At 65.6% G+C, this 21,211-nt stretch carries 19 protein-coding genes; 12 read left to right on the forward strand and 7 right to left on the reverse strand.

The features are described from left to right. Positions 1-34 precede the first annotated feature (34 nt). Complete coding sequence (locus MOE34_RS10705) at positions 35-2,107, forward strand: ASKHA domain-containing protein (RefSeq protein WP_242223561.1); 2,073 nt, start codon at positions 35-37, stop codon at positions 2,105-2,107. Between the two features lie 70 nt (positions 2,108-2,177). After that, positions 2,178-2,582, forward strand: coding sequence for a hypothetical protein (locus MOE34_RS10710; protein WP_242223563.1), 405 nt, complete (start codon positions 2,178-2,180; stop codon positions 2,580-2,582). A gap of 3 nt (positions 2,583-2,585) precedes the next feature. Here the strand turns inward: MOE34_RS10710 and MOE34_RS10715 are convergent, their stop codons facing one another. Continuing rightward, positions 2,586-3,503, reverse strand: a complete 918-nt coding sequence (locus tag MOE34_RS10715) for a LysR family transcriptional regulator (RefSeq protein WP_242223565.1) — start codon at positions 3,501-3,503, stop codon at positions 2,586-2,588. A gap of 116 nt (positions 3,504-3,619) precedes the next feature. Between MOE34_RS10715 and MOE34_RS10720 the strand changes: the two genes are divergently transcribed. Further along, entirely contained in the window at positions 3,620-3,838 is a 219-nt protein-coding gene (locus MOE34_RS10720; protein ID WP_242223568.1) for a hypothetical protein, read from the forward strand. A gap of 105 nt (positions 3,839-3,943) precedes the next feature. Next, positions 3,944-4,135, forward strand: a complete 192-nt coding sequence (locus MOE34_RS10725; protein WP_242223571.1) for a hypothetical protein — start codon at positions 3,944-3,946, stop codon at positions 4,133-4,135. 93 nt (positions 4,136-4,228) lie between these two features. On the opposite strand, the gene MOE34_RS10730 is transcribed toward MOE34_RS10725, so the two are convergent. Next, positions 4,229-4,828 (reverse strand): GNAT family N-acetyltransferase, encoded by a 600-nt coding sequence (locus tag MOE34_RS10730; RefSeq protein ID WP_242223574.1) that lies wholly within the window; start codon positions 4,826-4,828, stop codon positions 4,229-4,231. Positions 4,829-5,110: 282 nt separating this feature from the next. Here MOE34_RS10730 and MOE34_RS10735 point away from each other — a divergent pair, with 282 nt between their 5' ends. After that, positions 5,111-6,118: a GlxA family transcriptional regulator gene (locus MOE34_RS10735; RefSeq protein WP_160784549.1), complete on the forward strand. Its 1,008-nt coding sequence runs from the start codon at positions 5,111-5,113 to the stop codon at positions 6,116-6,118. 13 nt (positions 6,119-6,131) lie between these two features. On the opposite strand, the gene MOE34_RS10740 is transcribed toward MOE34_RS10735, so the two are convergent. The 5 genes from MOE34_RS10740 to MOE34_RS10760 form a co-directional block, all read right to left on the reverse strand. Beyond that, on the reverse strand, positions 6,132-6,959 hold the full coding sequence (locus tag MOE34_RS10740) for a response regulator (protein WP_242223576.1): 828 nt from the start codon (positions 6,957-6,959) through the stop codon (positions 6,132-6,134). Between the two features lie 178 nt (positions 6,960-7,137). Beyond that, complete coding sequence (locus MOE34_RS10745) at positions 7,138-7,449, reverse strand: hypothetical protein (RefSeq protein ID WP_347342756.1); 312 nt, start codon at positions 7,447-7,449, stop codon at positions 7,138-7,140. Between the two features lie 93 nt (positions 7,450-7,542). Beyond that, the gene (locus MOE34_RS10750; protein ID WP_242223578.1) at positions 7,543-10,068 is read right to left on the reverse strand and encodes a mechanosensitive ion channel family protein; all 2,526 of its coding nucleotides are present in this window, start codon (positions 10,066-10,068) and stop codon (positions 7,543-7,545) included. A 59-nt stretch (positions 10,069-10,127) separates the two neighbouring features. Beyond that, positions 10,128-10,685 (reverse strand): DUF924 family protein, encoded by a 558-nt coding sequence (locus tag MOE34_RS10755; protein WP_242223580.1) that lies wholly within the window; start codon positions 10,683-10,685, stop codon positions 10,128-10,130. 171 nt (positions 10,686-10,856) lie between these two features. Continuing rightward, complete coding sequence (locus MOE34_RS10760; RefSeq protein ID WP_242223582.1) at positions 10,857-11,990, reverse strand: mannitol dehydrogenase family protein; 1,134 nt, start codon at positions 11,988-11,990, stop codon at positions 10,857-10,859. 181 nt (positions 11,991-12,171) lie between these two features. On the opposite strand from MOE34_RS10760, the gene MOE34_RS10765 reads away from it, so the two are divergent. The 7 genes from MOE34_RS10765 to MOE34_RS10795 all read left to right on the forward strand — a co-directional run bounded on the left by MOE34_RS10765 (position 12,172) and on the right by MOE34_RS10795 (position 21,180). Next, positions 12,172-13,428 carry a flavin-containing monooxygenase gene (locus tag MOE34_RS10765; protein ID WP_242223584.1) on the forward strand — a complete coding sequence of 419 codons (1,257 nt, stop codon included), beginning with the start codon at positions 12,172-12,174 and terminating at the stop codon, positions 13,426-13,428. 157 nt (positions 13,429-13,585) lie between these two features. Next, entirely contained in the window at positions 13,586-14,545 is a 960-nt protein-coding gene (locus MOE34_RS10770; RefSeq protein ID WP_242223586.1) for a LysR family transcriptional regulator, read from the forward strand. Continuing rightward, positions 14,542-16,023: an aldehyde dehydrogenase gene (locus MOE34_RS10775; RefSeq protein ID WP_242223588.1), complete on the forward strand. Its 1,482-nt coding sequence runs from the start codon at positions 14,542-14,544 to the stop codon at positions 16,021-16,023. The genes MOE34_RS10770 and MOE34_RS10775 overlap by 4 nt, the downstream gene beginning before the upstream one ends. A gap of 259 nt (positions 16,024-16,282) precedes the next feature. Next, positions 16,283-18,364 carry an FAD-dependent oxidoreductase gene (locus MOE34_RS10780; protein WP_242223592.1) on the forward strand — a complete coding sequence of 694 codons (2,082 nt, stop codon included), beginning with the start codon at positions 16,283-16,285 and terminating at the stop codon, positions 18,362-18,364. 10 nt (positions 18,365-18,374) lie between these two features. Next, positions 18,375-19,448, forward strand: a complete 1,074-nt coding sequence (locus tag MOE34_RS10785; RefSeq protein ID WP_347342757.1) for an ABC transporter ATP-binding protein — start codon at positions 18,375-18,377, stop codon at positions 19,446-19,448. Continuing rightward, positions 19,445-20,374, forward strand: a complete 930-nt coding sequence (locus tag MOE34_RS10790; RefSeq protein ID WP_242223594.1) for an ABC transporter permease — start codon at positions 19,445-19,447, stop codon at positions 20,372-20,374. The genes MOE34_RS10785 and MOE34_RS10790 overlap by 4 nt, the downstream gene beginning before the upstream one ends. Then, positions 20,371-21,180, forward strand: coding sequence for an ABC transporter permease (locus MOE34_RS10795; RefSeq protein WP_242223596.1), 810 nt, complete (start codon positions 20,371-20,373; stop codon positions 21,178-21,180). Before MOE34_RS10790 ends, MOE34_RS10795 begins: the two co-directional genes overlap by 4 nt. The last annotated feature ends 31 nt before the right edge of the window (positions 21,181-21,211 follow it).

The following is a 21,211-nucleotide window of genomic DNA, read 5'->3' on the forward strand; positions in this document are numbered from 1 at the left end:
TGGCCGGCCGTGTCTGCAAGAGAGAGTATGAGCGATGCGCATCGAAGGTGAGAGCGAGACCAATATGACGGAAGCCTCGGCAAAGGAACCGCTCGTCCTCTTCATGCCCTCGGGCAAGCGCGGCCGCTTCCCGATCGGCACGCCTGTCCTGGAAGCCGCGCGCAAGCTGGGCGTCTATGTCGAGAGCGTATGCGGCGGGCGCGCGACCTGCGGGCGCTGTCAGATCGAGGTGCAGGAAGGCAACTTCGCCAAGCACAAGATCGTCTCTTCGCTCGACCACATCTCCGAAAAGGGTCCGAAGGAAGAGCGCTACGAGAAAATCCGCGGTCTTCCCGAAGGACGCCGCCTCTCCTGCTCCGCCCTCATCCTCGGTGACCTCGTCGTCGACGTGCCGCAGGACACCGTGATCAACGCGCAGGTCGTGCGCAAGGCCGCGACGGACCGAGTCATCGAGCGCAACGCCGCCGTCCAGCTCTGCTATGTCGAGGTGGACGAGCCCGACATGCACAAGCCGCTCGGCGACCTCGACCGTCTCAAGGTCATGCTGGAGAAGGACTGGGGCTGGAAGGATTTGCTGATTGCCCCGCACCTCATCCCGCAGGTCCAGTCGATCCTGCGCAAGGGCGAGTGGGGCGTTACCGCCGCCATCCACCGCGACATGGATTCGTCGCGCCCCTTCATCGTCGGCCTCTGGCCGGGCCTCAAGAACGAGGCCTACGGCATCGCCTGCGATATCGGCTCGACGACCATCGCCATGCATCTCGTCTCGCTGCTCTCGGGCCGCATCGTCGCCTCGTCCGGCACGTCGAACCCGCAGATCCGCTTCGGCGAGGACCTGATGAGCCGCGTTTCCTACGTCATGATGAACCCGGACGGTCGGGAAGCCATGACCAAGGCGGTGCGCGAGGCCGTCAACGGCCTGATCGGCAAGGTCTGCGAGGAAGGTGAGGTCGACCGCCACGATATTCTCGACATGGTGTTCGTCGCCAACCCGATCATGCACCACCTCTTCCTCGGCATCGATCCAACGGAACTCGGCCAGGCGCCCTTCGCCCTCGCCGTGTCCGGCGCGCTGCAATACTGGGCGCATGAGATCGATATCGACGTGAACCGCGGCGCGCGGCTCTACACCCTGCCCTGCATCGCCGGCCATGTCGGCGCGGATGCGGCAGGCGCGACGCTTTCGGAAGGCCCCTATCGGCAGGACCGCATGATGCTGCTGGTCGACGTCGGCACCAATGCGGAAATCGTGCTCGGTAACCGGAGCCGCGTCGTCGCCGCCTCCTCGCCCACCGGCCCGGCCTTCGAGGGCGCGGAAATCTCCTCCGGCCAGCGCGCCGCCCCTGGCGCCATCGAGCGCGTGCGCATCGACCCCGCCACGCTGGAGCCGAAGTTCCGCGTCATCGGCGTCGACAAGTGGTCCGACGAGGAGGGTTTTGCGGAAGCCGCGTCCGGCGTCGGCGTCACCGGCATCTGCGGCTCGGCGATCATCGAGGTCGTCGCTGAAATGTACCTCTCCGGCATCATCTCCGAGGATGGCGTGGTCGATGGCTCCATGGCCGAGCGCAGCCCGCGCATTCTCCAGAACGGCCGCACCTTCTCCTACCTGCTGCATGACGGCGAGCCGCGCATCACGGTGACGCAGAACGATATCCGAGCCATCCAGCTCGCCAAATCCGCGCTCTATGCCGGCATCAAGCTGCTGATGGAAAAGCAGGGCATCGAGCATGTCGACACGATCCGCTTCGCCGGCGCGTTCGGATCCTTCATCGATCCGAAATACGCCATGGTGCTCGGCCTCATCCCGGACTGCGACCTTGCCGAGGTGAAGGCCGTCGGCAACGCGGCCGGCACCGGCGCGCTGATGGCGCTGCTCAACCGCGACCATCGCCGCGAGATCGAGAAGGAGGTCGCCCGCATCGAGAAGATCGAGACGGCGCTTGAGCCGAACTTCCAGCAGCTCTTCGTCAACGCCATGGCCATGCCGAACAAGGTGGACGCCTTCCCCGAGCTCGCCAAGGTGGTCACGCTGCCGGAACGCAAGGTACTCTCCGACGATGGCGGCGGCGAAGGTGGCGGACGACGCAGGCGGCGCAGCCGCGAGTAAGGACGTCACCGGCCTTTTCCTCGTCCCAAAGCGGCCCTACGATGGGCTGCCGAAGACAATGAGAATCACCATGACCAGTTCCCCTATCGCCGCCATCGCCCTGTGTGTCGTGCTCGCCTCGCCCGCTTTCGCCGATACCTATGCGGCTGTCAGCAACACGGCGATGTCCATCACCGGCGACATAGAGCTGGACGAGACCGGCATCACCTTCGAGAACGGCGAACAGCTCACCTTCGACGAGCAGGTGGCCGACCGGCTGACGGTCGACGGCCAGCCGGTGGAGGCCCACGTCTTCCGCCTCGCGCAAGCCCGCGATCCGGTCCTGCTCAACGGCAACAGGCTGTGCGGCGCGCCCGTGACCTATGCCGCATCGTGGGAGACGAGCGACGGCGACGGCACGGTGCTCGCCGTCTTCTCGACGCCGGAGCCACCGCAGAGCGACGCCGACATGTGCGCGTCCTACACCTACGAATAGGTCTCAGCAGGCGACCTGCAGCATGTCCATCGGCCGGCGCTCCATGCGGGCGAAGGCGGCGCGGATATAATCCGCGACGGCCTGCGCCGGGGTCTCGGCCTCATCGCTGACCACGAGGCCGATGAGATAGTGGCCGAGATCCGGCAGACCGTCCTTCTCGCCGAGCGCCACCATGTCGTCGCCGACGAGGAAGCGGGCGAGCGGAGCGACGGCGAGATCCGCGCGGATGGCGGCGCGCTGGCCCATGTGATGGGCGCAGAAATAGGCAACGCGGAAATCCCGGCCCGACCGGCTGAGTTCCTCCAGCGCGCGGGCGCGCCAGATGCACCCCTCCTCCCAGACGGAGACCGGCAGCGGATTCTTCAGATGGGCGTTGCCACAGTTCTTGCCCGCCCACACAAGCTGCTCCTTGAGCAGGATTTCACCGGGAACGGGAAGGACACCATCCGTCGCGTTGAAGATCGCAAGGTCGAGCCGGCGTTCGGCGACGGCGCGGCGCAGATTCGCGCTGTTCTCGATGGACACGTTGACGGCGATGGACGGATAGGTCTCGGCAAAACGGCGCAGCACCTCCGGCAGGATAAGCTCGCCCACGTCGTCCGGCGCGCCGAGCCGCACGACGCCGTTCATCTCCGGCATCATGAAGCGCGAGACCGCCTCGTTGCTGAGCGCGATCAGCCGGCGCGCATAGGACAGCAGCACCTCGCCGTGATGGGTCAGCACCACCGAGCGCGCGTCGCGGCGAAACAGGGTGCAGCCCAGAAGCTCCTCCAGCTTCTTGATCTGCATGGAAACCGCCGAGGGCGTGCGGTGCACGGTCTCGGCCGCCGTGGTGAAATTTCCTGTCTCGGCGATCGCCACGAAGGTTCTGAGGATATCCAGCTCCAGCAAGGGGAGCGTCTGGCGCATCAGCAGGTTCATTGCCGCCTCCATGGATCAGAAAATCTGAAGCAAAGACTAACTTCATTTCGTTTGATTGAAATACGAGATGGGCGGATAGTCAATCTGCAAAGCCATCGAATGGAAGGAAAAACGCCATGAACACGCAAAAATCGTTGTCGGACGGCGCCAATCTCGCCGTTCTCGTCCGTGGAAACGGATTCTCCTATGCCATCCGGCGCTTCGTCGGCGAGGCCATCGCGGCCCGCCGCAAACGCGCCGCCATCCGCCATACGGCCTATGAACTGGACCAGCTCCCCTTCTACCTGCAGCAGGACATCGACTGGCCGGCCATAGGAAAACATGAAGAACGCTGATCCATCCAATCAAATATATTCGTTTGTGTGATGCATGAGGTTACGAGATAGTCACGATCAAGGTCGCGACCTTTCGATACCTCCCAAGCTCGAAAGGACCCTGAAATGGCAATAGCATTGGATCATCGCCCGGCAAGGCGCGCAGCCGCCGGCAGCTTTACCCGTCTCGTGCAGGATGGCCTTGCACGCATCGCATCCGCATGGCGGCGCTACCGCGTCCAGCGCGAACTCGAAGGCCTGTCCTATGACCAGCGCAAGGACATCGGCTTCCGCGCGTGGGACAAGAACACGCGATGACGGACGACTGTAGCGGCGACATGCCGAAGGAAGACGACGCCGAACGCCGCCGGAGCTGACCTCGAAAGTCTCTCCGGCGGTTTTCATTGCGGCCTACAGGATCGGGATATGCGGAGCGGCACTCATGGGCAGGGCGCCCGTCAGCCGGGGGTCGTCGAAGATTTCGACCTGCCGCCGGACCGGCGTGAAGCCGGAGCGGATGTAAAAGCCCAGCGCCTGCGGCGAATCCAGCGTGCAGGTATGCAGCCAGAAGCGGCGAATGGGCGTCTGCGGCCGCGACCATGCCCGCGCGATGGCGTGGTTCATCAGCCAGCGCCCGGTTCCTTTGCCGATGACCGCCTCGGTCAGCCCGAAGAAGGCGAGTTCACAGCTTCCCTCTTCCCGGAAATCGAGTTCCAGCAACCCCTCGGCGCGCCCGTCCCGCACCACGGCATAAACGTCGACATCCGCATGATGGAGGATCGCGGCAAGCTCCGTCTCGGCCATCGCAAGGCGCGAGGTCCATAGCCATTGCGCGCCGATGCGGCGGTAGAGATCGCCGTACCAGGCGGGGTCCGCCTTTTCGACAGGCGCAAGTACGATGCCGGGCTGGTCGATCTCGACATGGCGTTCCATCGGCGCGGACATCTCAAGGCAGGTCACCACCGCCGCGAGCTTTCCCGCCGGCACATCCGAATATCCGTCTGGCAGCATCCAGCAGTCCCCTTCGATCGTCTGCGCCGTTGTGACCGCCCGCACGGGCCATGTCAAACCGGCGCGCATGGAGGAGGTTTGTCGCGTTTTGACCATTACGTAAGGTGCGTCGCAAACACATAAGAGCCGGCGCCCGTCACAATTCCGCCGGAAGCCCCTGACATCGCAACGTTACGTGACAGGCTCCAGTCGCAACCATCCTTGTGGCTGTCGCAAAAATACTAGCGCAGCCGCCGCCTCGCCTGCGACGCTTGCGGCATCTCCCCCGGCATGGACACTCCGATGAACAAGCAAGACGTCAAGAAGCGCTCTCTCGTTTTCTTCCTCGTGCCCAATTTCTCCATGCTGCCCTTCTCGGCCGCCATCGAGACGCTGCGCATCGCAAACCGCATGCTGGGCTACGAGGCCTATACCTGGCGGCTCGCCTCAACGGACGGCCAGCAGGTGCTTTCCTCCAGCGGCATCGGGATCGAGGTGAATTCCTCGCTCGCCGACGAGCGCAAGCATCTCGGCGGCGAGAACCGGCCCTCCATGGTGCTGGTCTGTTCCGGCATCTATGTCGAGGACTTCAGCAACAAGTCCGTCAATGCCTGGCTGCGCGAGGTCTATAACCGCGGCATCGCCGTCGGCTCGCTCTGTACGGGCGCGCATGTGCTGGCGCAGGCCGGCCTGCTGACCGGCAAGCGCTGCGCGATCCACTGGGAGAACCTGCCGGGCTTCGCCGAGGCCTTCCCGCAGGCCGACGTCTATGCCGACCTCTACGAGATCGACAGCAATATCTACACCTGTGCCGGCGGCACCGCCTCGCTGGACATGATGCTGAACCTGATCGACCAGGATTTCGGCGAGAACCTCGTCAACCGCGTCTGCGAACAGGCGCTGACCGACCGCGTGCGCGGCCCGCACGACCGCCAGCGCCTACCGCTGCGCGCCCGCCTCGGCGTGCAGAACGCCAAGGTCCTGTCGATCATCGAACTGATGGAAAAGAACCTCGCCGAGCCGCTGTCCCTGCTGGAGATCGCCGACGGCGCCGACCTCTCCCGCCGGCAGATCGAGCGGCTGTTCCGTCAGGAAATGGGCCGCTCGCCCGCCCGCTACTATCTCGAAATCCGGCTCGACCGCGCGCGCCATCTGCTGGTGCAGTCCTCGATGCCCGTGGTGGAGGTGGCCGTCGCCTGCGGCTTCGTCTCCGCCTCGCACTTCTCCAAGTGTTATCGCGAACTCTACAACCGCTCGCCCCAGCAGGAGCGCGCCGAGCGCAAGCTGACGCTCTCGACCCTCGCGCGCTGAGGCCCGGCGGGCCTTACGCCTGCTGGCGCTGCCGCGCCGTGCGGATCTGCGTCAGCGTGTCGAGGTTCTGGTTGACGCGGCAGTAGAACTCCTCGTCGATGAACGGGCGCATGATGAAGTCGTTGCCGCCGGCCTTGAGGAAGCGGGCCGACAGCAGGCGGTCCGTCGAGGATGAGACGCCGATGATGCGCAACTGGTGCGAGCCAACCGTGCCGCGAATGCGCCGCGTCAGCTCGAAGCCGTCGATATCCGGCATGTTGTAGTCGGTAATCATCAGCGCGATATCGGGGTTGGCCTTGAGCAGCGCCAGCGCGCTGGACCCGTTCTCGGCCGTGCTGACGCGGAAATTGTAGCGCTTGAGACGCGTCGTCAGCAGCGCGCGGGCCGTCGCGCTGTCGTCGACGATCAGCACGTGATGCTGGTGGTTGGTCAGGAAGCGGCAGACCGATTCCGCCAGCATGTCGACCGCGAAGATGTTGTCCTTCAGGATATAGTCGACGATCTCCTTCGACAGGAGCTGGTCGCGCGTGGCCTGCTGGAACGTGCCGGTGAAGACGATGGTCGGAATGGAAAGATCGACCAGATAGTTCAGCGCCTCGCCATTCTCGGCGCCCGGCAGGTTTATGTTCGAAATCGCAAGGGTGACCTTGTCGGTCGACTTGTCGTAGGCAAGCTCCAGTTCCTCGAAGCTGCGGCAAATCTCGACATCGATGTCGAAAAGCTCCTTCAGCCGCTTCGAGATCATGGACGTGAAGACATTCGAGTCCTCGGCAACAAGAATACGGTGGTGCGAAAGAGACGCGCCGGAATACTGCATTCCGGAAATGCCGATAAACGCCATGATATGCCTTCGTAAGATGGATTATCCCCGTCTGAAGACGTAACGACAACCCTTTGCGAAAGCGTTAAGTTTAGAGGGCTTGAAAACACGACGGCGTATAAGCGCATCGCTTCTCGCAGGCAAAGTAAAACGGCGCGCCTCTTCTTGCGCGCCGTTTGCGGAAAAGCTGGCCGGAGGCCTATTTCACCGAGGCGCCGCCGCCCTTGATCTCGACATCCTCGGCGCCGTTGAGCGCGATGCGGTCGCCGTTGGGCAGGGTGAGGAAGCAGCCCGAGGGGCAGATCGTTTCGGTCGTGCCCGGCTCCAGCGCCACCTCCGCGCGGCTTCCGTCCTCGACGATGACGAGAATCTGCGTGTCGGCATCCTTGTTGGTCACCGAGGCGGCAATGGCCGGAGCGGACATCGCAGCCGACACCAGCAGCATCATGATCATTCGCTTCATCTTCACCCGGCGCAGCGCGCCGCCCTCTTCAAAGCCCTCGGGAAACACTAACGTTCCCCGATCGGATTTGCATGTGTTTTATGAGGGGATGGCTGAATGCAGCGTGAATGCGGCGTTCATGCGCCGGAAATCGGGCGGCGCTCAGGTCTCGGGGATCTCGTCGGCTGGCGGCCTGGCCTTGCGCCGCGAGGCCGGCGGGCGCACTTTCTCCGTCGCCTGTTCGAGGATCGCCGTGATCAGTTCGGCGCTTTCCGGCGATATCTTGACCGGCACTTCCGCCGCCGCCGGCGCGCCGATGGCGATCTTCTCCTCGCGGAAACGCTCGAGGATGGCCGCCCGGAGATCCGACTTCACGCCAGTCCCGTTGAGGATATCCGCCAGGAAGGCGCGGATCTCGAAATCGAGCGTCGCGGAGGAAAAGCCCTGGAAGACGACTGTCGGCTCGGGATTGCGCAGCAATCCCTGCTGGCCCCGCACGACCTCGACAAGCAATTGCTGCACGAGGCGCGGATCGTTGCCGCCATGCACGCTGACCGGAATCTCGACGCGGCCGAGCTTGTTGCGATGCGTCCAGTTGCCGACCTGGCCGTTGATGAGCACCGAGTTCGGCACGATCACCGTCTGGCGCTGGAAGGTCTCGATCTCGGTGGCGCGCACAGAGATGCGGCGCACGAAGCCCTCCGTCGTGCCCGCCACCACCCAGTCGCCGACCTTGAACGGCCGCTCGGCAAGCAGGATAAGGCCGGAAACGAAATTCGACACGATGTTCTGGAGGCCGAAACCGATACCGAGCGAGAGGGCACCGGCGACGAGCGCGAGGCTGGAAAGATTGATACCCGCCGCCGATATGCCAACGAGGCCGGCGAGCGCCACGCCCGCATAGCCGACCGCCGTGCGCACGGAGTTGCGCACGCCCGCATCGACCTGGCTGCGCGCCAGCACATTGCCGTCGACCCACCGCTGGAACCAGCGCGTGATGACGAGGCCCGCTACGAAGAGCAGGACGCCGGCAAGGATACCCACCAGCGAGATGGTAATGGTGCCGATGCGGATTTCCGTGAAGATGCGATAGGCCCAGGATTCGATATCCGCGACCTGGAAGCCCCATTGCAGCAGGATGAGCGGCACGAAGAAGACGAAGAGCAACAGGTAGATCGCCAGTCCCGCCGCAAGGCCGATCTGGTCGAGCGCGACCTGCCCGAGGCCGAAGCGCTCCTCCAGCCGCTTGCCGACCGCCGTCTCGGCGAAGGCGTTCGTGGCGGAAACGGCGCGGCCGGACAGGAAGCCGATATACATCGTCACGATCACCGCGCCCGTCACCACGATCTGGGTGGCGACGAACCGCGCCATGCCGACATAGCCGAGCAGCGCCGCGAAGATGAGGCCGAGACCGGTCAGCACCAGGAGCACGAAGATGGAGCGCGGCCAGGGACGTCCCGGCGAATCCGGCGTCTCGCCCTGCCGCAGCACCGGCTTGATGAAGGCCGTGACGAGGAGCAGCGCGCCGATGACGATGGAGGCGAAGAAGCTCTTCACCACGGTCAGCACGACCGGAGACCCCAGCACCTCGCTGATCGTGCCGAGGAAATAGTCCGCGCCGTTGACGACGGCCATGCTGAAGATCAGGAGCCAGAGAAGCTGCGCACCCCGGTCGGAAACCCGCACCAGCCGCCAGTGCCCGTCGCCCGGCGACAGCACGGCATTGGCAAGCTGCCCGAGGAAATAGATGGCGACCAGAACGCCGAGCGCGATGGCGACGATGGGCGCGATATCGGGCCGCAGCACCTTGAACGTATCCAGGAAGAAATAGCTCGCCCCGGCGAAGGCGGCCGCCGCCATGGTCGGCAGGACGGTGGACCAGAAGGCGACGGACAGGCGCGTGATATAGTGCGGCTTCTCCTGCCGGGCGGCGCGCGTGATATAGGGCGAGAACAGCCGATAGCTGCCGGACAGCAGAACAAGGGCCGCCATCAGCGACAGGGCGACGGCGCCCAGAAGCTGCATGCGCTTGAATTTCCAGACGAACTGCATCCACGCCGTCACGGTGCGGCCGAGCGTCTGCGTCTCCTCGGCAATCGCGCCCGACGCCTCTGAGAAGAGGTCGGAGCTGATTTCGGTCCGCTTCAGGATGGCATCGGAGAAGAGCTGCCGGCGGATTTCCGTGATGCGGTTGGAGAGCTTCGTCGCCTCGATCGAGAGGTTTTCCGCCTCCCCCGTCAGCGCATTGATCTCATTGCGCTCGACGGTGAGCTTCTTGCGCTCCTCCACCACGACGTCGGCCTCCGCCGGCGCGCCCTCGGCCGGCGGATCGCCAAGCTCGGCCTGCCGCGCCTTGATGGCGTCGAGACGCGGGCGCGTGGCGACGGAGATCGCCAGGATCGACCGGTTCAACGCCTCCGCCTCGATCTTGAGCTGGACGAGGCGCGCGTCGTCATCGGCATAGGTATCGACGCGATCGCGGATGGCGTTGAGCTGCGCGCCCGCCTTGTCGAGATCGGCATTGGCCTGCTGGAGGGGCGTCGCCGTCTCGACGGCAGGCGCTGCGGCCGGCTGCGCGAGAACGGGCGTGGCCGCGCACAGAAGAAGCGCGAGAAAAACGGAGACAAGACGAAAGACCGGCAAAAGGCCACCCTCGCAGGACAGAGACAGACGACGCACCGCACGCATGCGATTCTCCACCCTTCTAGCCATGATTGCGGCCATTTTGAACCGCCCGGCCCCTGCGGCTAGAATCCGGCCCCCGGCTCGGCGAGATAAGCCTCCTCCTCCCGCGTCGAAACCCTGCCGAGGAAGGCGTTGCGATGGGGAAAGCGGCCATATTCGGCGACGACCTCGCGATGCCGTATGGCATAGTCGAGATACATCTCGTCGCCATGCGCCTCGAACAGCGCGACGGAAAGGTCCTGGTCCGCAAGCTCCTCGGAATGCTCGAAGGGCATGTAGAAGAAATGGCGGCGGCCGTAATCGACCAGCTTGTCCGCCCCCGCCTCCAGCGCCAGCCTCGCCTCGCGACGGGCGATCCAGTCCGTAGCGAACGCCATCGGCGAGGCGCGGTACATGTTGCGGGGGAACTGGTCGAGCACGATGATCGCCGCAAGCCGCGCCTCGGGGCTTTCCCGCCATTCGGGCGTAACCGCGCGGGACAAGGCGCGATGCGTTGCGCAGAACTGCGCGAAGACCCGCGAATCGAGATCGGGCGTGGACTGCCACCAGTCCTTCGCCGTCAGGGTTTCGCACCAGTAGCCGACGACCTCCTCCGGCCGCCTGATCCCGTCATCCTGCATGTTTCGCCTCCAGCCATTCTCTGCGGCAATATGGCGTCGCGCCGGCGCGCGGCAAGGGGGCCGTCCCTATCGACTCGCGCCATCCGCCAATGCATCCTGCCGCAAGCGGAACCCGAAGGGAAATGGCTTGGCCCGGCAGATCGCATTGTGCGTCGTTATCGCCGTCATCGCCTATGTCTGCCTCTGGGCGGCATGGACCTGGTACTGATCGTCCCTGCCGGCAATCGCCGCCAGACGGGGCTGCGGCCGCCCGTATCCCGCATTGCGCGCAAGATCGAGGAAGGCGCCGATGCGGCGCTCGACCTTCTGCGCATGGTTCTGTGCGATATCCGCCAGCCGGTGGTCGAGGCAGGGATTGGCGAAGCGTTCGAGGGTGACGGCACGGTAGCGTTCCGCCGCCTCGCCCTGCCCGAGATGCGCGAAGACCGGCAGAACCTCGTCCCGATAGATCGCCTCCAGCGCCGCCATCACCTCGGCCCGCGCGATGAAATCGCGCACGACCGGATCGCCCCCGCCGCCCTGCCGTCGCCAGAGATCGACAAGCACCGTATGGCCGAGATTGAGGATATGCAGCTTCAGCCGCTCGATCTCCTTCAGGTCGTCGACCAGGAGGATCGCCGGATGCGCGCAGGGCGCAACGACGCCCGGCCCCTTCTCGATGGCCCAGAGCGCGTAAGGTTCCGCGACAGCGCCTGCCGGCTCTATCGGTTCCGAGACGATGCGGTCGACGAGGCTGCTCGCCCAGACCACTCGATCCTCGATATAGGAGACGAGCGCGCGATCCGCGCCGTGCCGACGCGCGACGGCGAGGACCGCGCCCTTCAGCACCGCGCCATTATCCGCCACCAGCTCCATCGGCATGACAACGATCGGGGCCGCGCCCACCGCATGCCGGGCGGCCAGCAGGTGATATAGCTTGGCGGGAAAGCTCATCGCCGGATGATAGGCGCTCTCGCCATCCTCCGGCCGGCTCTGGAAGCCGGCGTCGCCCGTGTTGGAAAGGACGAATTCGGCCTCCTCCACGAAGACGCGCATCACCTGCTGCCAGTCGGTGGATGCGGAAAGACAGCGCCGCACGGAGGTGACCGTCCGCGTCTCATCGACCGTCCGCCCGTCCTGAAGGCCGCGGATACGGACGGGATAGCCTTCCGGCGCGGCCAGCGCTGCAAGCCGCCGGCTGCGGTCGGCATCGCCCGAGGTCTGCACCACGGTGATCGTGCGCGCCGGCACGCCCTCCGACAGGAAGAGGTCCGCATGGGCCTGCAGGAACCGGCTGGTCCCGAACTGGATGACGGTGGTCTTCATCGCCGCTTCTCGCTCCCTGATGCGCGTCCCTTTCCTGTTTCACATCATCGCCGGCCGACCGCAAGCTTAGCGACCGCCTAATCAACGCTGAACAAAACGCTCATGTCGGCCCTTTCCGGCTTCCACTACACATCGGGAAAGGCGGCCGCGAGGCCGGCGCTCCGGAAGGGAAGGAAGCGGCATGGCAGTTGAAAAAGTGGACACGCTCGTCATCGGCGCCGGCCAGGCGGGCGTTGCTATGAGCGAGCATCTCGGCAGGCGCAGCATTGCCCATCTCGTGCTCGAAAAGGCCCGCATCGCCGAAAGCTGGCGCACGGCCCGCTGGGACAGCCTCGTCGCCAACGGTCCCGCCTGGCACGACCGCTTTCCCGGCCTCACCTTCGCCGGCCTCGAGGACGAGGCCTTCGCGCCCAAGGAGCAGGTGGCCGACTACTTCGTGACCTATGCCGAGAAGATCAAGGCCCCGATCCGCTGCGGCGTCGAGGTGCGGTCCGTGCGAAAGGAGGGCGACATCTTCCGCGTCGAGACCTCCGACGGCGTGATCGAGGCGAGGAACGTCGTCTCCGCCACCGGCGCATTCCAGCGCCCCGTCATGCCGGCCCTCGTGCCGGAGCAGAAGGGGCTGACGCAGATCCATTCCAACGCCTACCGCAATCCCGGCCAGTTGCCCGAGGGCGCGGTTCTGGTGATCGGCGCCGGCTCGTCCGGCACGCAGATCGCCGACGAACTACTGCGCGCCGGCCGCCGCGTCTATCTTTCCATCGGCCCGCACGACCGGCCGCCGCGCCGCTACCGCGGCAAGGATTTCTGCTGGTGGCTCGGCGTGCTCGGCATCTGGGACCTCAAGGTGCCGGCGCCGAACACCGAGCATGTCACCATCGCCGTCAGCGGCGCCTATGGCGGGCAGACCGTCGATTTCCGACGCCTCGGCAATCGCGGCATGACCCTGCTCGGCCGGGCAGCATCCTTCAGGGACGGCGTGCTGCATGTCGCGCCCGACCTCGTGGAGAACATCGCCCGGGGCGACGCCAACCACCTTTCCCTGCTCGACCGCGCTGACGCCTATGCGGCGGAACACGGCCTCGACCTGCCGGATGACCCCGAGGCGCGCCACAGGGAACCGGACCCGGCCTGCGTGACCGATCCCATCCTGGCGCTCGATCTCAAGGAGGCCGGCATCACCTCCATCATCTGGGCGACGGGCTATGCGGTCGACTACGGCTGGCTGAAGGCCGATGCGCTCGACGAGAAGGGCCGCCCGGTCCACGAGCGCGGCGTTTCCAAGGTGCCCGGCCTCTTCTTCGTCGGGCTGCCGTGGCTGTCCCGCCGCGCATCCTCCTTCATCTGGGGATGCTGGCACGATGCGGATTATCTTGCCGGCTACATCGCCGAACACCGCGGCGGTCAGGGCGCCGGCATTGCCGCCGCGGCCTCCTGAAAGGCCCGGTGACGGCCGCCCGCAAGGAGGAAGCGAGCATGCCATGAACCGACACCCAGCCCCCGGGAAAGCCCCCGTCGTCCACAGCCCTGCGGAACGCGCTCTTTCCGAGCGTGCAAATCTGTTCCTTAATTGGCGCTTCAACGGGGGAACAGACATGGCCTTGCGCTTCACGCTCCGGCAACTGGAATATCTCGTCGCCGTCGGGGAGTTCGGCTCCGTCACGGAGGCGGCCGAACGGGTGAACGTCTCGGCCCCTTCCGTCTCCGCCGCCATCTCGCAGCTCGAGAAGGAATTCGGCATCAACCTCTTCGTGCGCCGCCACGCGCACGGCCTTTCGCTGACGCAGGCCGGCCACAGCTTCGTCGCGCAGGCGCGGCAGATCCTGTCGGAGGCCGCCAGGCTGAATGCCCTCTCCAACGAACTGACCGGCCAGGTGCGCGGGCCGCTGCATGTCGCCTGCCTCGTCACCTTCGCCCAGGCCGTCATCCCCTCCCTGCGCCGCGCCTTCTCCGATACCTATCCCGAGGTCGATTTCTTCCAGTACGAGCGCGACCAGGCGCGCATCCTCGAGGGCCTGCGCATGGCGCGCTTCGATATCGCGCTTAGCTACGATCTCGACATCCCCGCCGACATGGCCTTCCACGAGCTTGCCGTGCTGCCGCCCTATGCGGTGCTGCACGAGGAGCATCCGCTGGCGAACCACCGCGAGGTGACGGTGGAGGACCTTGCACCGCACCCGATGATCCTGCTCGATCTGCCGCATTCCTCGGCCTATTTCCTCTCGCTCTTCCGCGATGCGGGCCTGACGCCGCATATCGCGGAGCGCACGCGCGACATGTCCGTCATGCGCGCCATGGTCGCCAACCGCTTCGGCTATTCCATCGCCAACATCCGCCCGGTCTCCACCTATGCGCCGGACGGCAGCCGCCTCACCTTCGTGCCGCTCACCGGGAACCTGCGCCCCATGCGCATGGGCATTCTCTCGATGGCCGGCGCCAGCCCGACGCTCACCGTCCGGCGCTTCATCGATTTCTGCGGCGAGACGATCCGCGGCATGGGCATGGACCTGCCGGTTTCCGCCGACGACCCTCAGCAAGAGAAAGGCAGTTCATGACGACGACCATCGACTGGCGCGCGCGCGTCGCGAGCCTGAAATTCCGCAACGGCCTCTATATCGACGGCGGCTTCCGCGATGCGGCGAAGGGCGGCCGGTTCGAGACCGTGAACCCTGCCAACGCACAGGTGCTGACCGCCGTCGCCCGCGGCACCGCCGAGGACATCGACGCCGCCGTCGCCTCCGCCCGCCGCGCCTTCGAGGATGGCCGCTGGTCCGGCAAGTCGCCGGCCGAGCGCAAGGCGGTGCTGCTGCGCCTAGCCGCCCTTATCCGCGAGAACGTACCGGAACTCGCCCTTCTCGACACGCTCGACATGGGCAAGCCGATCAGCGACAGCTCCACCATCGACGCGCCCGGCTCCGCCCATTTCTTCGAATGGCATGCCGAGGCCATCGACAAGCTCTATGACGAGATCGCCCCCACCGGGCGTGGCGACCTCGCCATGATCCGCCGCGTGCCGCTCGGCGTCATCGGCGCCGTCGTGCCGTGGAACTTCCCGCTCGACATGGCAACGTGGAAGCTCGCCCCCGCGCTCGCGACCGGCAATTCCGTCGTGCTGAAGCCGGCCGAGCAGTCGCCGCTCTCCGCCCTCATGCTGGCCGAACTCGCCTCCGAGGCGGGTCTACCGGACGGCGTGCTCAACGTCGTGCCCGGCTTCGGCGAGGATGCCGGCCGCGCGCTCGGCCTCCACCCGGATGTCGACGCCCTCGTCTTCACCGGCTCGACCAAGGTCGGCAAGCTCTTCATGACCTATGCGGGGACAAGCAACATGAAGCAGGTCTGGCTGGAGACGGGCGGCAAGTCGCCGAACCTCGTCTTCGCCGACGCGGACCTCGACAGGGCGGCCGAGATGGCGGCCTTCGGCATCCTGTTCAATTCCGGCGAGGTCTGCTCGGCCAATTCCCGCCTTCTCGTGCACCGCTCGGTGCAGGAGGAGTTTACCGAGAAGCTGATCGCCGCGACCGCGGCATGGCCGCTCGGCGATCCGCTCGACGCCGCCACCCGCATGGGACCGCTGGTGGAAAAGAGCCATGCCGACCGCGTCGCCTCCTATATCGACATCGGCCGCAAGGAAGCGCGTCTCGCCCACGGTGGCGCGCGCGAGACGCGCGACGGCTCGGACTGCTACATCCAGCCGACCATCTTCAACGAGGTCGCGCCGGACGCCCGCATCGCGCGGGAGGAAATCTTCGGCCCCGTGCTCGCCATCACGCCCTTCGACAGCGACGAAGAGGCGCTGCGCATCGCCAATGACAGCGAATACGGCCTCGCCGCCTCCGTCTGGACGAAGGACCTGTCGCGCGCGCTCTCGGTCTCCGACCGGCTGAACGCCGGCACCGTCTCCGTCAACACGGTCGATGCGCTGTCGGCCATGACGCCCTTCGGCGGGGTCAAGCAGTCCGGTTTCGGCCGCGACCTCTCCATCCACAGCTTCGACAAATATTGCTCTCTCAAGACCGTGTGGGTGAAATACTAGGCCCGCCCGTACGCTCCGGGTTTCGCGCCGGTCTCCGCCTGCGGTTGTTTCCGCGTTGAGATCGGCGCAAGCGCCTTCATAATTGACTGAAATCAAAAGATATTTTCCAAGCCTCTGAAGAGCCTGACATGGATCCGGGGAACGTTACGGCAACGCGAGAGGTCTCGATTAGCCTGAACCTAATCCATGCTTCCGGAACGCATCATTTACCGAAAGCCCTTCGCCCAATCCAATAGCCTCACAAACCCCGAGGATTGCCATGCGCGACGCCAAATACGATATCCTGTTCGAGCCCCTCGCGATCGGCCCGCACGTCGCAAAGAACCGGTTCTACCAGGTGCCGCATTGCAACGGCGGCGGCTATCGTGACCCGTCCGCGGCCGCGGCGATGCGCGGCATCAAGTCGGAAGGCGGCTGGGGCGTCATCTTCACCGAACAGACCGAGATGCACCACACCTCGGAGATCACGCCCTTCATCGAGCTGCGCCTGTGGGAGGACAAGGACATTCCCGGCCTTCGCCGCATGTCAGACGCCATGAAGGTGCACGGCGCACTCGCCGGCATCCAGCTCGCCTATTCCGGCATCAACGGCCCGAACTTCTACACCAAGGAAGTACCCCTCGCCCCCTCGGCGCTGCCGATCCGCACCTTCACCAACGACCCGGTGCAGGCTCGCGCGCTTGACAAGTCCGAGATCAAAGACCTGCGCCGCTGGTTCGTCAATGCGGCGAAGCGTTCCAAGCTGGCCGGCTTCGACCTCATCTGTCTTTACGGCGCGCACGGCTTCGGCATCTTCCAGCACTTCCTGTCGCGCGCCACCAACCAGCGCACGGACGAATATGGCGGAAGCCTCGAAAACCGCTCGCGCTTCGCCCGCGAGGTCGTTGCCGATATCCGCGATGCTGTCGGCGACACGACGGCGATCACCATGCGCGTCAGCCTCGACGAGACGATCGGCGAACTCGGCTTCTCCAATGCCGAGGTGCGCGAATTCGTCGAGATGAACGCCGACCTGCCCGACCTCTGGGACCTCGCGCACGGCGCCTGGGAGGACTGTTCCGGCCCCTCGCGCTTCAAGGAGGAAGGCGCGCAGGAGCTGCTGGTCAGGGGCATCCGGGAACTCTCCTCGAAGCCCGTCGTCGGCGTCGGCCGCTTCACCTCGCCTGATGTGATGGCGCGCATGATCCGCCAGGGCGTGCTCGATTTCATCGGCTGCGCCCGCCCTTCCATCGCCGATCCCTTCCTGCCGAGGAAGATCGAGGAAGGCCGCATCGAGGACATCCGCGAATGCATTGGCTGCAACATGTGCATCACCGGCGACATGACCATGTCGATCAGCCGCTGCACGCAGAACCCGACCTTCATGGAGGAATGGCGCAAGGGCTGGCACCCCGAGCGCATGAACGAGAAGGGCGAGAGCCAGACGGTGCTCGTCGTCGGCGCCGGCCCCGCCGGCCTCGAAGCCACCCGCGCCCTCTCGCTGCGCGGCTATGACGTGACGCTGGCCGAGGCCACCACCACGCTCGGCGGCCGCGTCGCCCGCGAACGGCTGCTGCCCGGCCTTTCGGCCTGGGGCCGCGTCGTCGATTACCGCCAGTACCAGATTTCCCAGCGCACCAATGTCGAGACCTATTTCGACAGCCGCCTGACGGCCGAGGATGTGCTGGGCTTCGGCTTCGAGCATGTCGCCATCGCCACCGGCGCGCACTGGCGGCGCGACGGCGTCGCGCGCCAGCATGTCGTGCCGATGCCGATCGACCCCGCCATGACCCTCTGGACGCCCGACGACGTCATGGCGAAGGTCCATCCGGAAAACCTTACCGGCAAGACCGTCGTCGTCTATGACGACGACCACTATTACATGGGCGGCGTGATGGCCGAGGTGATGGCCAAGGCCGGGGCGAACGTCATCCTCGTCACGCCCTCGGCCTACGTTTCCGACTGGACGCGCAACACGCTGGAACAGGGCGCGATCCATGTGCGCCTCGACGATCTCGGCGTCGACATCCGCCTCAACCGCGGCGTCACCGCCATCCGCGCGGACGAGGTCGAGACCAACTGCACCTATACCGGCCGCAAGGCCGCCATCGGCTGCGACGCGGTCGTCATGGTCGCCTCGCGCCTTGCCGAGGACGCGCTCTACAACGACCTCCTCGCCCGGCAGGCGGACTGGGCGGATGCCGGCATCAGAACGGTCAAGATCATCGGCGACGCCAGCGCCCCGGCCCCCATCGCCTGGGCGACCTATGCGGGCCATCGCTACGCGCGGGAACTGGACACGCCCGATATCGGCGACGCCCTGCCCTTCCGCCGCGAAGTCACCCAGCTCGAACCGGCGTGAGGAACGACGCATGACTGAGCCCAAGGCCATCGAAGTGAAGTCGGTTTCCAAAAGCTTCGGGGCCTATCAGGCACTGAAATCGGTCAGCTTCGACATCGGCAGCAACGAGTTCTTCACGATGCTCGGCCCTTCCGGCTGCGGCAAGACCACGCTGCTGCGCATGCTCGCCGGCTTCGAAAGCCCGGATGCAGGCTCGATCCTCTTGAACGGCAAGGAAGTGGTCGCCATTCCGCCGCACAAGCGGCGGGTCAACACGGTTTTCCAGAGCTATGCGCTCTTCCCGCATATGACGCTGGAGCAGAACGTCGCCTACGGCCTCGAGAACCTCGGCTGGGAGCAGGGCCGCATCAAGACGCGTGTCGGCGAGATGCTCGAGCGCGTTCATATGGGACCGATGGCAAGGCGCAAGCCCGCCCAGCTCTCGGGCGGCCAGCGCCAGCGCATCGCCCTTGCCCGCGCGCTCGCGCCCGAGCCGGAAGTGCTGCTGCTCGACGAACCGCTGTCCGCCCTCGACCTGAAGCTGCGACAGGCAATGCGCGACGAGCTGCGCACGCTCCAGCGCGACACCGGCATCACCTTCGTCTTCGTTACGCACGATCAGGAAGAAGCACTCGACATGTCCGACCGTATCGCCGTGCTCGGCGGCGGCGAGGTGCAGCAGATCGGAACGCCGGCGGAGATCTACGAGGAGCCGGTGAACCGCTTCGTCGCCGATTTCGTGGGCGAGACGAATTTCCTCGACGTCGAGGTGCTGGAAGCCTCCGGCGGCGAGGCGACCATCCGCACGCCCTTCGGCCTTTCCATCACCGTGCCGGCGACCGGCCCGACCGCCAAGGGCCGCGCGACGCTCTCCGTGCGCCCGGAAAAGATCAATCTCGGCAATCAGGCAGAAGGCATCACCTTCGAGGGCCGCATCACCAACAAGAACTACATGGGCGGCTACACCCATTACACGCTCGACGTCGCAGGCACGGAGCTGCGCGCCTCGCGCCGCAACGCCTCCCGCGAGGGCGATACGATCCCACTCGGCGCGACGGTCCCCGTCGGCTTCGTCGCGGGTTCCGCGCGGGTGCTGGCGGCATGACGGACAGCGCCCTCCATATCCCCGCCGAAACGGTGCGCGCGCCCCGCGCCCGTTTCTGGCATGATCTTTCCTTCTGGGGCCTGCTGCCCTCGCGCCTGCTGATGGGCTTCGCGCTGATCCTGCCGATCTTCATCATCGCCGCCGTCTCCGTGGCGACACGCGGCGCCTATGGCGGCTTCACCTGGGATTTCAACCTCGCCGGCTACAGCCAGATCCTCTTCAACGAGGGCTGGACCGGGGAGCTGGAATTCACCCCGCAATACCTCCTGATCATCGGCCGCACCTTCCTGCTTGCCGGCGCTACAACGCTGATCTGCCTCCTCTTCGCCGTGCCGGTCGCCTATTTCATCTCGCGCCAGCCGCCGGGCCGCAAGGCGGCACTCGTCTATCTCGTGACGCTGCCCTTCTGGGTCTCGATGATCCTGCGCGTCTATGCCTGGATGATCATTCTCGGCAAGGACGGCACCTTGCCGAAATTGCTGGAAACGCTCGGCTTTCCCGCCGGCATGAGCTTCATGTTCAACGACGGCGCGACGCTGACCGCCATGGTCTATACCGCCATGCCCCTGATGGTGCTGCCGGTCTTCGCCTCCATCGAGAAGCTGGACGGCACCCTGATCGAGGCCTCGCACGACCTTTACGGCGATCGCTGGGTGACGCTGCGCCGGGTGATCCTGCCGCTGACGGCGCCGGGCCTCACAGCCGGCGCCATCCTCGTCTTCGTCCCCTCGCTCGGCGCGGTGCTGGAGCCGACCCTGATGGGCGGCGGCAAGCAGATGATGATGGGCTCGCTCATCCAGCTCCAGTTCGGCGGCGGCCGCAACTGGCCCTTCGGCGCGGCCATCGCCATGGCGCTGATGGCTCTCGTCATGGTCTTCCTGATCTTCACGGCGCTGCGCGCCGCCCAGCGGGAGGCGACGCCATGAGCATCCGCCACGACGTCAAGCGCTATCCGGGCCTTGCCCCGCTCACCGTCTTCTTCTTCCTTTATCTCTATGCGCCGCTCGCGGTCATCGTCGTCTATTCCTTCAACGCCAACCGTGTGGCAGGCGTGTGGACCGGCTTTTCGCTGAAATGGTACGGCTCGGCGCTCAACAATGCCGCGCTGATGAACGCGCTGGAGACCTCGCTGACGGTCGCGGCCATCGCCACCGTCGTCTCCACCCTCGTCGCGCTTTCCGCCGCGCTCGCCATCATCCGCGGCAAGAACCTGCGCTTCCGCAAGCTCTCCGAGACCATCGTCAACCTGCCGCTGCTGCTGCCGGAAATCGTGCTGGCCGTCGCGACGCTCCTTCTCTTCTCGCTGCTCGATATCCAGAACGGCATGCTGCGGCTCACCATCGCCCATTCCGCCTTCTGCACGCCCTTCGCCTTCCTGCCGATCCGCGCCCGCCTGCAGGGCATGTCGCTGGATTTCGAAGAGGCGAGCGCCGACCTCTATGCCGACCGCTGGACGACCTTCCGCCGCGTGACGCTGCCGCTGATCTTCCCCGGTGTCTTCTCCGGCGCGATGCTCGCCTTCCTCATCTCGATGGACGACTTCATCACCTCGAACCTGCTTTCGACCGGCGGCTCGACGACGCTGCCCGTCTACATCTTCTCGCTGATCCGAGCCGGCACCTCGCCAGAGCTGAACGCCATCGCGACGCTGCTGATCCTGGCCTCGCTGGTCCTTGCCACCGTCGCGCTTCTCGTTGCCGCGCGCGGCGCCCGCGAAAATGCAGAACCATAATCACAGAACGATAATCAAAGAGAGGAACATA

It is taken from the genome of Shinella zoogloeoides (assembly GCF_022682305.1).
Classification (GTDB): domain Bacteria; phylum Pseudomonadota; class Alphaproteobacteria; order Rhizobiales; family Rhizobiaceae; genus Shinella; species Shinella zoogloeoides_B.